Source organism: Bacillus sp. FDAARGOS_527, from assembly GCF_003812125.1.
Taxonomy (GTDB): Bacteria; Bacillota; Bacilli; order Bacillales; family Bacillaceae_G; genus Bacillus_A; species Bacillus_A paranthracis.
Genome location: NZ_CP033795.1, coordinates 1,901,920 through 1,916,477 on the forward strand (window position 1 = coordinate 1,901,920; position 14,558 = coordinate 1,916,477).

Annotated in this window: 16 protein-coding genes; 7 read left to right on the forward strand and 9 right to left on the reverse strand. The window is 36.4% G+C overall.

Translation table 11 applies throughout. From position 1 onward, the window contains the following. Positions 1-11: 11 nt before the first annotated feature. Entirely contained in the window at positions 12-308 is a 297-nt protein-coding gene (locus tag EGX95_RS12270; protein ID WP_000398676.1) for a P-loop NTPase family protein, read from the forward strand. Positions 309-474: 166 nt separating this feature from the next. Here the strand turns inward: EGX95_RS12270 and EGX95_RS12275 are convergent, their stop codons facing one another. The 7 genes from EGX95_RS12275 to EGX95_RS12305 form a co-directional block, all read right to left on the reverse strand. Continuing rightward, positions 475-843: a carboxymuconolactone decarboxylase family protein gene (locus EGX95_RS12275; protein ID WP_000434499.1), complete on the reverse strand. Its 369-nt coding sequence runs from the start codon at positions 841-843 to the stop codon at positions 475-477. Between the two features lie 102 nt (positions 844-945). Beyond that, a complete protein-coding gene (locus EGX95_RS12280; protein WP_000436986.1) occupies positions 946-2,436 on the reverse strand; it encodes an alanine/glycine:cation symporter family protein in 1,491 nt (496 codons plus the stop codon). 113 nt (positions 2,437-2,549) lie between these two features. Next, the gene (locus tag EGX95_RS12285) at positions 2,550-4,034 is read right to left on the reverse strand and encodes an aldehyde dehydrogenase family protein (RefSeq protein WP_000956377.1); all 1,485 of its coding nucleotides are present in this window, start codon (positions 4,032-4,034) and stop codon (positions 2,550-2,552) included. 18 nt (positions 4,035-4,052) lie between these two features. Further along, the gene (gene dapA / locus EGX95_RS12290; protein WP_000789615.1) at positions 4,053-4,949 is read right to left on the reverse strand and encodes a 4-hydroxy-tetrahydrodipicolinate synthase; all 897 of its coding nucleotides are present in this window, start codon (positions 4,947-4,949) and stop codon (positions 4,053-4,055) included. A 22-nt stretch (positions 4,950-4,971) separates the two neighbouring features. Next, positions 4,972-5,913 carry a proline racemase family protein gene (locus tag EGX95_RS12295; protein WP_001025541.1) on the reverse strand — a complete coding sequence of 314 codons (942 nt, stop codon included), beginning with the start codon at positions 5,911-5,913 and terminating at the stop codon, positions 4,972-4,974. After that, the gene (locus tag EGX95_RS12300; RefSeq protein WP_001257550.1) at positions 5,910-6,947 is read right to left on the reverse strand and encodes a proline racemase family protein; all 1,038 of its coding nucleotides are present in this window, start codon (positions 6,945-6,947) and stop codon (positions 5,910-5,912) included. The genes EGX95_RS12295 and EGX95_RS12300 overlap by 4 nt, the downstream gene beginning before the upstream one ends. Continuing rightward, positions 6,944-8,119, reverse strand: a complete 1,176-nt coding sequence (locus EGX95_RS12305; protein WP_001215250.1) for an NAD(P)/FAD-dependent oxidoreductase — start codon at positions 8,117-8,119, stop codon at positions 6,944-6,946. Before EGX95_RS12305 ends, EGX95_RS12300 begins: the two co-directional genes overlap by 4 nt. Positions 8,120-8,299: 180 nt before the next feature. Here EGX95_RS12305 and EGX95_RS12310 point away from each other — a divergent pair, with 180 nt between their 5' ends. From EGX95_RS12310 to EGX95_RS12325, 4 genes are all read left to right on the forward strand, one after another. Further along, positions 8,300-9,961, forward strand: a complete 1,662-nt coding sequence (locus tag EGX95_RS12310; protein WP_000885706.1) for a sigma-54 interaction domain-containing protein — start codon at positions 8,300-8,302, stop codon at positions 9,959-9,961. Positions 9,962-10,035: 74 nt separating this feature from the next. Next, positions 10,036-10,308, forward strand: a complete 273-nt coding sequence (locus tag EGX95_RS12315; protein ID WP_000182238.1) for a (2Fe-2S)-binding protein — start codon at positions 10,036-10,038, stop codon at positions 10,306-10,308. Continuing rightward, positions 10,305-10,637 (forward strand): (2Fe-2S)-binding protein, encoded by a 333-nt coding sequence (locus EGX95_RS12320; RefSeq protein WP_000087061.1) that lies wholly within the window; start codon positions 10,305-10,307, stop codon positions 10,635-10,637. Before EGX95_RS12315 ends, EGX95_RS12320 begins: the two co-directional genes overlap by 4 nt. Continuing rightward, the gene (locus EGX95_RS12325; protein ID WP_001000596.1) at positions 10,634-11,869 is read left to right on the forward strand and encodes an NAD(P)/FAD-dependent oxidoreductase; all 1,236 of its coding nucleotides are present in this window, start codon (positions 10,634-10,636) and stop codon (positions 11,867-11,869) included. The genes EGX95_RS12320 and EGX95_RS12325 overlap by 4 nt, the downstream gene beginning before the upstream one ends. 24 nt (positions 11,870-11,893) lie before the next feature. Here the strand turns inward: EGX95_RS12325 and EGX95_RS12330 are convergent, their stop codons facing one another. After that, complete coding sequence (locus EGX95_RS12330; protein WP_000447759.1) at positions 11,894-12,202, reverse strand: YxcD family protein; 309 nt, start codon at positions 12,200-12,202, stop codon at positions 11,894-11,896. Further along, positions 12,190-12,639: a hypothetical protein gene (locus EGX95_RS12335; protein ID WP_000914485.1), complete on the reverse strand. Its 450-nt coding sequence runs from the start codon at positions 12,637-12,639 to the stop codon at positions 12,190-12,192. The genes EGX95_RS12330 and EGX95_RS12335 overlap by 13 nt, the downstream gene beginning before the upstream one ends. Positions 12,640-12,898: 259 nt before the next feature. Here EGX95_RS12335 and EGX95_RS12340 point away from each other — a divergent pair, with 259 nt between their 5' ends. Together EGX95_RS12340 and EGX95_RS12345 are read left to right on the forward strand one after the other, a co-directional pair. Further along, on the forward strand, positions 12,899-13,663 hold the full coding sequence (locus tag EGX95_RS12340; protein ID WP_000447224.1) for a DUF1836 domain-containing protein: 765 nt from the start codon (positions 12,899-12,901) through the stop codon (positions 13,661-13,663). Positions 13,664-13,896: 233 nt separating this feature from the next. Further along, the gene (locus EGX95_RS12345) at positions 13,897-14,502 is read left to right on the forward strand and encodes an undecaprenyl phosphate transporter UptA (RefSeq protein WP_123805517.1); all 606 of its coding nucleotides are present in this window, start codon (positions 13,897-13,899) and stop codon (positions 14,500-14,502) included. The last annotated feature ends 56 nt before the right edge of the window (positions 14,503-14,558 follow it).

The following is a 14,558-nucleotide window of genomic DNA, read 5'->3' on the forward strand; positions in this document are numbered from 1 at the left end:
CTCATTGAAAAGTGGAGGGATTAATCATTAGCAAAATAGGATTTGACTTAATAAATCATAAGGACGACTTTGATCTTGGATATGAGGATATAGAGGCGATATCTAAGAAATGTAAATTCTCTAACTGCTCCCACACAAATGAACCACACTGCGCAATTAAAAAAGCGATTTCTGATGGAATTATTACAGAAGACATGATGAATAGTTATTATAGAGATAAGAATGAATTCGAATATGTATGTAAACAAAAGAACAAAACAAAAGCTATTGATTACATGAAACAATTGAAACTTTTTCGGAAAACTTAAAAACAAATAAATAATTAAATAATTAAATAAATAGTTGTTATTCCTCATTCCCATTAAATTTAAAATTCTTACTTTAATACATCACATACAAGGTAATTTTCATACTCAAATTTAATCTCACGTAAAAGAACGTTTTAAACCTAAAGTTTAAAACGCTCTTTTATATTCAATGCTTTTGATTTTTCAGTTCTGTTAAACACTCTTGCACTAAAGTTACTGCTTGACTCATGGCAGCTCCGCCAGCAAATGCTGCTGATACGCCACATGCTTCCAGAATCTCTTTATCTGAACACCCTTGATCAAGACACCCTTTTGTATGATAAACTGTACAATATTCATCTTGCGTTGCTAGACTAATTCCTAATGCGATAAGTTGTTTTTCCCTTTTTGTTAAAGAACCCTCTTGAAAACAAGCTTGCGTGAATGCATTATATGTCTCAGCGATTTCAGGAATTTGGTTTGTAAAACTACCGATTCCTTCTTTATAATGATGTAGAACGTCATTTACTGAACTATGATGTTGTTCTTGTTCCATCTTATTATTACCTCCATTCAAATTATCTGTACCTACTGTAGTATGTGATGAAAAGAAGGCAATATACCTCGTTTAATAGAATGAATATTCAGTTTATTTAAACTACAGTTTCAGACTATCATCCACTACCGCTTGTTCTTTAACGTTTTTTCTTTGAACCTCTTTACTTCTTTCTTCCCAAAATGTTAAACCTTCAATCCCTACATTTTTAGGATCAAATACTGGATCTTTCCCTACTTTTTTCTGCGCTTCATAATCTTTTAACACTTTTAATGCGATTTTACTTAATAATAGAATCGCGATTAAGTTTAACCATGCCATACTACCAATTCCTAAATCTCCAAGATTCCATAAAAGCGACGCTGATTCTACGCTACCGATATAAACCATAATTAAAAACCCAATTTTTAATACTGGTTTTAACCAGCTATATTTAACCTCACGATCTAAATAAGTAAGTGTCGTTTCAGCGATATAGTAGTAAGCGAGTAAAGTTGTAAATGCGAAGAAGAAAATTGCGATTGAAATGAATAATGGTCCAAATCCCGTCATAACAGTTTCAACAGCTTGTTGTGTATAGATTGGACCAGCATCTACATTCCCCATATTCTTTACAATAGCGCTTTTCCCTTCAGGTATAACATTATACATACCTGTTATTAAAATCATAAGAGCTGTCGCTGTACATACGACAATTGTATCAATGTATACGGAAAACGCTTGAACTAACCCTTGTTTTGCTGGGTGAGATACTTCAGCCGCAGCGGAACTATACGTCGCTTCTCCAACGCCAGCAACATTTGAAAATACAGCCCGCTTCACGCCCCATGCAATTGCTGCACCAACGATTCCACCAAACATTTCATTTATACCGAAAGCACTAGAGAAAATTAAAGCGAACATACTTGGAATTTCCGTTATATTCGCAATTAATACGATACATGTAACAATTACATATCCAATTGCCATAAATGGAACGAGCATTTGTGAAACGCCTGCAATTCTCTTTACGCCACCAAAAATGATTGCTGCTAATAATATGACTAACAATATACCAGTTATATATTTGCTAATACCATTAGAGTTTTCGAATCCAACTGCGATACTACTAGATTGAATACCTGGTAATAAAACGCCATATGAAAGTGTTACAACGACCGCTACAATAACTGCAAACCATTTCATTTTTAAGCCTTTTTCAATGAAATATGGTGTACCACCGCGATATTCATTTCCAACTTTACTTTTATACACTTGAGATAATGTCGATTCGACAAAGGCACTAGCCGCTCCTAAAAGAGCCATTACCCACATCCAAAATACAGCTCCAGGCCCGCCAAAAGCGATAGCTGTCGCGACCCCTGCAATATTACCTATTCCGACCCTACCTGATAAGGCTAAACAAAATGCTTGAAAGGATGAAATTCCCGTCTCCGAGCTCTTCCCTTCAAATAATAGCTTAATCATCTCTTTAAAATAACGAATTTGTAGAAAACGAGTTGCAATTGTAAAATACACACCTGCTCCTAATGCGAAAATAACTAGCCCTATACTCCATACTTGCCCTACTAACCACTCTACTAATTGCTCCATTCAAATCCCCCTTATCATTCTTTAGAAAACTATTTTATATATAAGAAAACGGACAACTATTATGAAAACTTCCAGTTGTCCGTATCTCTATTCATTAACAGTTAAACTCTCTATTACTTTATATTTACCCAAACACTTTTCACTTCTGTATAGTTATCAAGCGCATATGAACCTAACTCACGGCCGATACCAGATTGTTTAAACCCACCAAATGGTGCCGCTGCATTTTCTAAGTTATAATCATTAATCCATACTGTTCCTGCCTTTAACTTATTGGCAACTTGATGTCCTGTTTTAATATTTTGTGTCCATACGCCTGCAGCGAGTCCGTAAGAAGAGCGATTTGCTCTTTCGATTACTTCTTCCGTTGAATCAAATGGAAGTACAACGACAACTGGTCCAAAAATTTCTTCTTTCACAATTGTCATATCATCAGTAACATTTGTGAATACCGTTGGCTGTACAAAATAACCTTTTTCAAATGCACGTTCACCACCTGCAGCAACAGTCGCACCTTCAGCTTTTCCTTGTTCAATGTAATGTAGTACACGCTCTTGTTGCTTTTTAGATACGAGTGGACCCATTTCCGTTTCCTTCTCCATACCTGCTCCAAGTTTCACGTTATTCGCCATTTTTACTAGTTCATTTACGACTGTTTCGTAATGTTTTCGGTGAACGAACACGCGAGATCCAGCACTACAATTTTGGCCGTGATTATACATAATACCTTGGAATGCACCGTTAATTGCTTCTTCTAAATCAGCATCTTCTAAAATGATATTTGGTGATTTACCACCAAGTTCTAACGTTACATGTTTAATTGTTTCTGCAGATTGACGCATAATATATTTTCCTGTAACTGTTGAACCTGTGAAGGCTACCTTATCAATATCATGATGGTTTACAATTGCAGCTCCTGCTTCAGGACCAAACCCTGGCACAAAGTTTACAACACCATCTGGAAAACCTGCTTCTTTAAAAAGTTTCGCTGCATATAATAACGATAAAGGAGTTTGCTCTGCTGGTTTTAATACGATCGTACAACCTGTTGCTAGTGCAGCTCCCATTTTCCAAGAAGACATAACGAGCGGAAAATTCCAAGGAATAATTTGACCTACAACGCCAACAGGTTCATGGCGTGTGTAATTTAAGTAATCTTTTGAAATCGGAATGGTTTGTCCGATAATTTTCGTAGCCCATCCCGCATAATAGCGATAATTTTCTACAGTCGCTGCAATATCATCATCCAGTGCTACTTGATATGGTTTCCCGTTATCTAAAGCTTCTAACTGCGCCAATTCTTCTCCATGCTCTTCAATTAAGTCTGCTAATTTATAAATAAGATGTGCTCTTTCAGCAGTAGTCATTTCTGCCCAAGGTCCTGATTCAAATGCAGATCTTGCCGCTTTTACTGCGACATCGATATCCTCTTCTTGTGCTTCGCATACGACCGCTAAAACATCTTCTGTTGCTGGATTGTATGTTTCAAACGTCTTCCCGCTAATTGAAGGAACAAATTCACCATTAATAAACATTTTAATTTCTTCATTTAAAAACGCTTTCACTTTTGGTTTTAGTTCAATGTTTTTCGTTAACATTTATGCTCTCCTCCTTATTTAAACAGCTGCATGAGCTGCAATTTTTGAAATAATCGTTTGAAGTTTTTGATCTTCTTCTTCAGTTAATCCGAGTCTCGGATAACGTGAAGGTCCTCCAGCTTGCCCGTGTAATTCCATTGATCGTTTCACAATTTGCACATACTTTCCTGATCCTTCAAGAAACTCGCAAAGAGGTAAAATAGCGTCGTTTATTTCCCAAGCTTTTTCTAATTCACCATTATGAAAATGCTCATACATTTTCGTAACAAGTCCCGGTACGATATTACCTGCTACTGAAACCCAGCCCGTCGCACCAACTAAATAAGATTCCATAACTAAATCTTCAGATCCACAGAATACTTGAAACGCACCTTCGCCTTGTCTTACTAAATCTCTCGCTTTTCGAATATCTCCGCTAGATTCTTTAATATGTGTAACATTTTCACACTCTTTTCCAATACGTAGCATGAGTTCTGTACTCATATCAACACCAGATGTAAACGGGTTATTGTATAACATAATTGGAATATTTACAGCGTTTGAGATTTCTTTAAAATGAAAATATATTTCCTCTTCTTTCGGTTTACAATAATACGAATTTATAATTAATGCACAATCCGCTCCATGCGCTTCTGCATGTTTCGTATATTCAATCGTCTCTTTCGTCGTCTCCGCAGCAGTTCCAACAATAACTGGTATACGACCATCAACTTCTTTTAATACTGTTTCTACCATTTTAAATCGTTCTTCTTTTGATAAACTCACAAACTCTCCTGTGCTTCCATTAATAATAATGCCAGCCACTTTTTGCTCAATAAAGTAGTTTACGTTTTGTTTTACACCGTTCCAATTAATCCCTTGAAACTCATCCATCGGTGTGATTAATACTGGAAATGCCCCTTTAATATTTTTCATATTTATCTCTCCCTTTACTATTTTATTTTAATAAAAATCCTGTCGGAAACGGATCTGTAGGATCTAATAGAAACGTCTGCATCCCTGTAATAAATCCTCTACTTTCAAAACGGAAAATGTAACCTATTTCTTCCTTCTTCACTTTTTCAACAGTTATAAAGCTATTACATATACTTTCATTTATAAAAGGTTTATCCGCTATATAATTATTTTTAAATAACGCGTGAACATAAGACACAATAGTAGAAATAAAACCTGGCGATCGTACGATAAAGTTATCTTCCTGAAAGGTAATCGACTTTATATGGTTCTTTTCTTTTTGCGAAGAATCTACTAAAATAAGCCTTTGTATTAACGACTGTTTTTGTATAGCTTGTAGTGTACTTTCTCCCCATTTTTTCAATTCAGAAATGTTTTCAATATGAATTTCTGGTGAATACGCATCTTTTTCTACAACTGCATATACTTTATCTGCCTGTATGAGAGAGTAACTTATATGTTCAACTTGTAAATTTTTCTCAATCATATAACATACTTTACTTTCAAACGAAACAGATACAACTTCATCATTCTCTACATACGCATGAACTAAAAATATGCCAGATAACGTTTCGATTTTGTATTGATTCGTCTCTCTCTTTTTTAAATATCCGCTTTCTAGTAACATCGTTATGACTGCGACAATACCTCCGTAATGAAGAGGTATTGACCCTTCGTGATTAAAAAATAATACAGCTGCATCAACTTCCGGATGAATAGAAGGAACGACGATACATCCGTTTAAACCGATAAAACCACGCGGTTCATTTAATAAAAGTTGCATTTCTTCTGCTAATTCACCTGAAAATTGTTCGTTTAATTGCTCTAAATTGTAGTAGTACTTGCATGGTACATCTTTTATTACACGGAATGCCTCGCCATTTACGTGTACGTCTACTGCTGTATACATTTTTTGAATGTTCATTTTACATCCTCCGTTTCATGTTCCATCGGCGGAATTAGCAAAAATCCTTCTTTCAGTGGATCCTTTTCATTGTAAAAAAATCTATGCATCCCCATAAGCCAAGCTGAACCTGTAATTTTCGTTACGACAGCTTCCATATTTGCAACATTTGTCGTATTTATAACGCACCCTTTAAATAAAGAACCAACAATACTCTCATGAACAAACTCTTCATTCATTTCAATTTTTTGGTTTGCGTATAATACAGCTAACTTCGCTGATGTTCCTGTACCACATGGAGATCGATCAATTCCTCCAGGCGGAACGACAACTGTGTTTTTCACATGCGCACTTTCATGGGTAGGATCTGTATAAAACTCCACGTGGGTTAATCCTCTAATAAACGAATGCTCTGGATGAATGATTTCAAATTTCTCATTAATGATATTTCTTATATGAATTGCCTTATCTATGATTGTAGATGCGTTTTCTGGTACTAACTCTAACCCTACTGATTTCGCATCGATAATGGCATAAAAATTCCCTCCATACGCAATATCCGCCTCTACAGTTCCAATGTCTTCGACGTCTACAGTAATGTGTTTCAGTAAAAAAGCTGGTATGTTACAAAAGGAGACTTCTTTCGCTTTTCCATCTTGAACAAAGATATCCACTTCAACTAAGCCGGCTGGCGTGTCTAACTTTAACGAGGTAATCGGTTCAACTACCGGAATTAAACCTGATTCAATTAAAGCTGTACATACACCAATTGTATCGTGACCACACATCGGTAAATATCCACCTGTCTCTATGTAAATAACACCAATATCTGCTTCAGGATGACACGGATCTGTTAATAGTGCTCCTGACATTACATCATGACCACGCGGTTCATTCATTAACAATTTGCGAATCCAGTCATACTCCTTTTTCATATATAACATCTTCTCTGCCATCGTCTCGCCTATTAACTTAGGCAGGCCGCTAATCAATGTTCTCGTTGGATTCCCACCCGTATGTGTATCAATCGTCGTAAAGACTCTTTGTGACCTCATCCGTTTAACACCCTTTCTGTAAAACGACTCAAACGAAGTGGTTCAATAGGAATGATTGTTTCTTTTTCATTTAATAACTCTTCAATCACTTTTCCTGTAACTGCGGCAAGACTAATGCCATCCCCCTCATGCCCTGCTGCTATAAAGTAATTTGGGATATGTTCCACACGTGAAATAATCGGCAAATGATCCTCTGTCCATGGGCGTAATCCAGCATAGGAACGAATCACCATCATATCCGCCATTTTCGGATAAAAACGTATTGCTCTGTTCGCAATACATTTAATAACCTCGTTATTTATCTTCGTATGAAACCCTACAAACTCTCTACTACTACCAATTAAAAAATTTTGGCTTTCTGTCGGCTCAAACACAAGAGCTACCCCATATTTTTCAGTTAAAGCATCCACTTTTCGTTGTCCGCCAAATTTAGAAATTAAATAACCAAATTCCATTACTTTACGGCAACCAACGTGTTGTTGCCTTGAAGCTACAATAATATGCCCTTTTCTCGGTTCAATTGGGATATTTACATCCAACATTTGTCCGATTTTCGGAGCCCACACACCCGCTGCGTTCACCACTTGCTTCGCAGTAAACGTCCCATTTGTCGTTTCTACAATAAAGGAACCGTCTTTATCTCTTTTCATTTCTTTTACTTCCGTATGATTAAAAGCCTTCGTACCATATTTCTTCGATTCTGCAAGAAGTGAAAAAGCAAGAAGATATGGATTTACAGTCGAATCTGTTGCGCATTCTAACCCGCCTAATAAATCATCTGCAAAAAATGGCGATTCCGCTCTTATATCTTGCCTATCAAGCATTCGAAACGGTAAACCCGCTTCTTTTTGGCGATTCACCCATTGCTGCGCTGCTTCCATCTCTTCATCCGACTCACATACGAGAATACTTCCTGGCGCCCTATATTCAAATGAGTGCTCTAACTCTTCACTTAAATCCGTTACTAATTTTTGACTTACTAACGACATTTGACTATCAAACCCGGGGTCTTTATCAATAGCCAAAATATTTCCGTCACACCGTGAAGACGTCCCGCTGACAAATTCTCCTTTTTCAATGATTGTTACGTCTCTTCCGTATTTTGAAGTGTAATAAGCGATCGAGCAGCCAATAATACCGCCGCCAATTATTAAAACGTCGCAGTGCCTCACAAAATACTCCTCCTTCCCCTAAAGCTCTCACTTTCTTTTATGCAATTGACGTGCCAACTGTACATATATACAATTTTTATAAATAATATTTTTATTTGTAAAAACATTTTAAATTTATCGCAAATAAGTGTATTATTTTTTTATCACTGTCAAAATTTTTATACATAATAGGAGGACAATATGGCATTCTCATTTCCCACAATAAAAGAATTTCTAAAAATTTTATCCATTGATCATACATACTGCTTGCAACATATTGAGCAAATTAACGGAAAGTATTATTACCGCCCTTCTACTACAGAAAAATATAACTGCGCAGTAATATATGAAGATGAATCATTCACCGCTTTAATTGACGCGTTTTCCAATGAAATAGTCGTTATCATAATGAACGAAAATAAAGAGCCTATATGCTGTATAACAGCTCAGCAAATCATCCCGTTTCTTGTTAAGTCATACAATGAACTCCATTCTTTTTATAACACCGTAATACAAACAACGGATTCTTCCGTTACAGTCATCGATGATAAAGAACGCGTTTGCACCTGGACAGATGGCGCCGAGAAGATCTTTTCAGTCAAGCATAATGAGATTATTGGGCAACCTATCACTCGTTTTTTTGACTATAAAGATTTGGAAATTTTGCAATCATTACATGACGGAAAAAGTATAATCGCTCAGTTCCATCAACCTCGTCCAGATTTGTTCGTATTAATTAACTCAAATCCAGTTTATTGTAACGGTGAAATTATAGGAGCAGTCGTTTCAGAAACTGACGTTACAAATCAAGTCGCATTAAATGAAAAACTATTCAATATGTCACATGAAATGCACCGTTTAGAACAAGAAGTAGCAAAGTATAAAGATGAATCAGATCCTTTTCTTGCGATGAATGGAAAGAGCCCTGTTATACAAAGAACAATACAATTAGCTAGAAAAGTTTGTTCGGTGAAATCAACTGTTTTAATACTCGGTGAAAGTGGTGTTGGAAAAGAAGTATTTGCGAAAGCAATTCATGAAGCTAGTGAGGCAGCGAAGGCACCTTTTATTTCGATTAACTGTGGTGCCATTCCAGAGGCGTTATTTGAAAGCGAATTATTTGGGTATGAGCGCGGGGCGTTTTCTGGTGCAAATAGTAAAGGTAAGAAAGGTAAAATAGAGCTCGCCCAAGGCGGCACATTATTTCTTGATGAAATAGGAGAAATGCCGCTCGATATGCAAGTGAAGCTTTTGCGCGTACTACAAGAACGAAAATATTACCGAGTTGGTGGAGAAAAAGAGATTCATATTGACTTCCGTATTATCGCTGCTACCAATCGTGATTTACAAGAAGAAATGAGAAAAGGCACGTTCCGAGAAGATTTATACTATCGTCTAAATGTAGTTAGTTTGCATATTCCACCGCTGCGCGAAAGACGCGAAGATATTATTGAATTAACCTATTCTTTCCTAAACGATTTTTCAATCAACTATAACAGACCCATTCGCGACTTACCTTCAAGCATTATGCATGAACTGCTTCATTACAATTGGCCAGGTAATATTCGCGAGCTCCGTAACGTTATTGAAAGACTTGTCGTATTTGCGACTGACGGTATTATAAAGCAAGAATATTTACCATTTCATACAACCGAAACTTTAGATAATCATGCGGCTCATTCCTTATTACTCAGCAACAATAATACAATCCTCTCTTTACAAGAAGAGATGGAGGAACATGAGAAAAAGGTCATTGAGAGGGCTTTACGCATTTTGAATGGAAATAAATTAGAATGTGCGAAACAACTTGGTGTTACGAGAGCCACTTTATATAACCGTTTAAAAAAGCTCGGGTTACAATAAACCTTACCTCCTCTATATTGGCATAGTTTTTGCATTATATAATTTGTGCAAACCGAACTAGAGGAGGAATACATATGACGAATAAAGACCACTTAATTGTTTGTCGATGTGAAGAAGTTACATACGGTCAACTTCAATCGACAATTGCTGAATATAAATGCTCGGCAAGAGAATTAAAACTAAGAACACGTGCTGGCATGGGATTTTGCGGTGGCCGCACATGTAGAATGATGATAGATCGAATGATTGAACATGCAAATCCAGGCGTAACTACAAATGATATTCCATTGAAATATCAACCACCGGTACGAGCAGTTACTTTTGGATCGGTAGGTGAAAGTAAATGAGTAGAATTACACATCACCCTATTTTAGGAAGTTTAAATAATAGTAATCGCATTACTTTTCAATTTAATGGTCAACAATATGAAGCATATGAACATGAAACAATTGCGGCCGCTTTACTTGCAAACGGAATAAGAACATTAAGAGTGCACGAAGATAACGGGACACCGCGAGGTATTTACTGTAATATCGGACATTGTTCTGAATGCCGCGTCACAGTAAATAATCAAACGAACGTACGAGCATGCTTAACTGTTGTTGAAAAAGATATGGTTGTTGCTAGTGGTAAACAGCATCCAAATATCGTTAGAGAGATGGTGAAAAAGCGATGAATGATGTCATAATTATCGGAGCTGGCCCAGCGGGTTTATCAGCCTCTATCTCTTGCGCTCGATTTGGACTGAATGTACTTGTTATTGATGAATTTATGAAGCCTGGCGGAAGATTGTTAGGACAATTACATCAAGAACCTACTGGAGAATGGTGGAACGGGATAAAAGAATCAAAACGCCTTCACGAAGAAGCACAATCTCTTTCAGTTAATATTCAATGTGGTATTTCCGTCTATAATTTAGATAAAGATGAAAGTTCTTGGTTCGTCCATACGAATATCGGTACGTTAGAAGCACCTTTCGTTTTACTTGCTACTGGCGCTGCTGAGTACTCTATCCCTCTTCCTGGTTGGACACTCCCTGGGGTGATGTCAATTGGCGCTGCTCAAGTTATGACGAATGTACATCGTGTTCAAGTTGGGAAAAAAGGAATCATTATTGGTGCTAACATATTGTCATTTGCTATTTTGAATGAATTACAATTGGCAGGAATTAAAGTGGAACATATCGTCCTTCCTGAAAAAAGTGAATTAAGTCAACCGGCTGGTGAACCAGAAGAAGTTTTAAATTCTCTTTTAAATGCGGCTCATCTCGCTCCTTCTGCTTTTCTACGCATAGGTAGCCATTTTATGAAATATGACTGGATTCGAAAAGCCGGATTAACCTTCTATCCAAACAGCGGAATGAAAATAAACGGTACACCTCTTCACCTTCGAAAAGCAGCTCTTGAAATTATCGGAACAAATCAAGTTGAAGGTGTACGCGTTGCTAATATTGATACGAAAGGAAATATCGTAACCGGATCGGAACAAATATATGAAGCAGACTTCGTTTGTATTGCCGGTGGCTTATATCCTCTCGCTGAACTAGCCGCTGTAGCTGGCTGTCCGTTCCGTTACATTCCGGAATTAGGCGGGCATGTTCCTCTCCATTCCGAAACAATGGAAACCCCTCTTGCTGGTTTATTTGTAGCCGGGAATATAACTGGCATTGAAAGCGGGAAAATCGCCATGGCACAAGGAACTGTTGCTGGATATTCAATTGTAAAACAAGCAAATAAAAAATCCCATTCGGTGGAACAACAATTGCAACAAGCAATCCAACATGTACATGCGGTACGTCAACAAGCTGCCATTCAATTTAACCAAGGTGTTGATGTCGGTAGACGGAAAATGAATGAAATTTGGCGTGATTATTCCCTTGCATTTGCACATGCTAAAAAGAGCTGCTGAGAATACTCTCAACAGCTCTTTTTCCTACTCATCTGAGTTATTAAATTTCGCTAACGCGTAAATACCTTCTTCATCATCTAATTCAAGTTGTAATCTCGCCGCAAATGAATTGACGTTATATTCTCTGTCAAGTAATAAGCGTAGTGCTTCGATTAAGTTCGCTTGAATTAAAATTTGCTGGCGACCATTTACCTCTACTTCAGCAGAGAAACCATAGTCATCGTCGTACATAAGTTCAACTAAAACTTCTTCTGGACCAACTTGTCTTTTTTCAGCGATATATACGCAAAGGGCATTGATCAGTTCTTGTTCAGAAATTTTTATCGTTTCCATGCTACTTCATCTTCCTTTTTCTTACGTTGATCTTTGAAGTATTTAAATGCACGAATTGCTAACATTACGATACCAGCCATTACTAACATATTTACCATAAACGCTAATACAGAACCAAGAGCTCCCATATTTGCAAATAAGCTACCCATTAGTAAACCACCAAGACCACCTAGTAATAAACCTTTCATAAAGCTTCCTTTATTACTTTTTGGTGCTGTGTTCGTTGCTTTTGTTTTTGAATCTGTTGTTGTTTTTTGTGAATTCACGTTACTATCTTTTTTGTTCAAATCAACTTTTGACTTTTGACCAGAACTTGGTGTGTATGATTTTTTACCAGATTTGTAACTCTTCGCTGCTGCGTGATCTACAAACATGAAGCTACTAGCTCCAAAGATAACCATGAATGCTGTCATGACTGCTACAAGTTTTTTCAACATATTATATCCATTCTCCTTTTATATAGATATATGTGAAATCTACCTTTCTAGTAAATTCAGAATGATAGATTTGTTTTTAAAAACATTTTAAAGGTTCTTATGAACTTATTATATGAACTTTTGTCGAAATATGCAAGCATTATTTACTTCCGACAGTTTGGTGACAAAGGAAAAATTAAGCAAAACAGAATTGACTTTAAATGAAACAAAACATATTATAGGTTCATAAGAACTTTTTATTATTTATGGAGGTGAAAAGATGGAAACATTTCATCTCACACGAAACGAAATGGCTACCCTTCTTCTATCATTAAGAGGATGGAATACGAAAAAGCCTCTCGGTATTTTACAAGAAGCTTGGGCAAAGTCACATAAAAAAGATATTGAAAGCGGACAAAGCGTAACTGCTTTTATTACTACCGCACTTTCACCTATTTTTGAAAAACTGATAAAAATTGACGATACAGACGTCGGTTTCTCTTTAAATGAAATAGTCGCGCTTGGCAATCAGATCGAAAACACAAGTTTCTCTGTAACTGCCATGCAAAACTGGGTGAAACGAGATATAAAAGAAATGATTGGCTCTCCTCAAAAAGGAAAAAAATATTCAATTGAACAAGCAGCCTTACTATTCATTGTTGAAGATTTAAAAACAGCACTTGATTTTGAATCCATTCGTAAGCTATTACGCCTTATCGTAAATGACCCAGCCGATCGAAGTGATGACTTAATCAATCCTGTTCATTTATATGGAGCATACTCTTCTCTATTTGAAGAACTCAATCAAGGGAATTGCTTACAATTAAATGCAACAGATACAATCCATACAATTGAAAACATCGTAAAAGAAAGAGCTGATAAAATTGCAAGCAAGTTCGATCAGGTTAATAACGAACAACGTGAAGCAATCCGTAACGCCATTATTATCGCCACACTTTCTGTACATACCGCTTATGTACAAATGTTAGCGAAACGTTACGTAACAGCAACTTTATTTTTACAGAACTTAGATGTGAAGCCGTAAAAAATAGGAGCAGAAATGCTCCTATTTTTTATGAGAAATTTTTAATAATCTTTTCATTCTCTCTTCATGAAAATTGAACTTATATACTTTACTATAATCCTTATAAAGGACATAAAAGAATTGAAATAGCAATCCCCTATACAAATAAGGTATAATCTACACATAGTGAATCTTTTATGTTATTAAGTATAAGGTTCACCTATTCAAAAATACATAAACTAGAAGGTGCAACAATGGTAAGTAGTTTTATTCATTCAGTATTAACGTTTTTTGAAGGATTAGGTTATTGGGGCATTATGCTTGGACTTATGATTGAGATTATCCCAAGTGAGATTGTCCTTGCTTATGCGGGATACTTAGTATTCAATGGTAGTATCTCATTTTTAGGCGCAGTTGTATTTGGTACAATTGGCGGTGTTATTGCTCAAATTTTTATTTATTGGCTTGGACGATACGGTGGACGACCTATATTAGAACGATACGGAAAATATATTTTCATTCATAAAAAACATATAGATGCTGCAGAAGATTGGTTTAATCGTTACGGAACTGGTGTCATTTTTACAGCACGCTTCATTCCAGTAGTGCGTCATGCGATTTCAATTCCTGCTGGTATTACAAAAATGTCATTCCTACGTTTCACTACGTTAACAGCACTTGCAATCATCCCTTGGTCTATCATTTTCATTTATTTAGGTGAAAAACTAGGTAAGAATTGGGAAAATATTAACGATGTTGCAGGACCATATGTGAAATCATTCGCAATTGGTGGCGTCATACTTATTCTTTTATACTTCGTTATAAAAAAATGGGCAAAAAAGCGTAAAAATCTTGCGTAAAAATATAAATAAAAACCGCTATACTAAAAAAGGAACAGCTTATAGCCGTTCCTTTT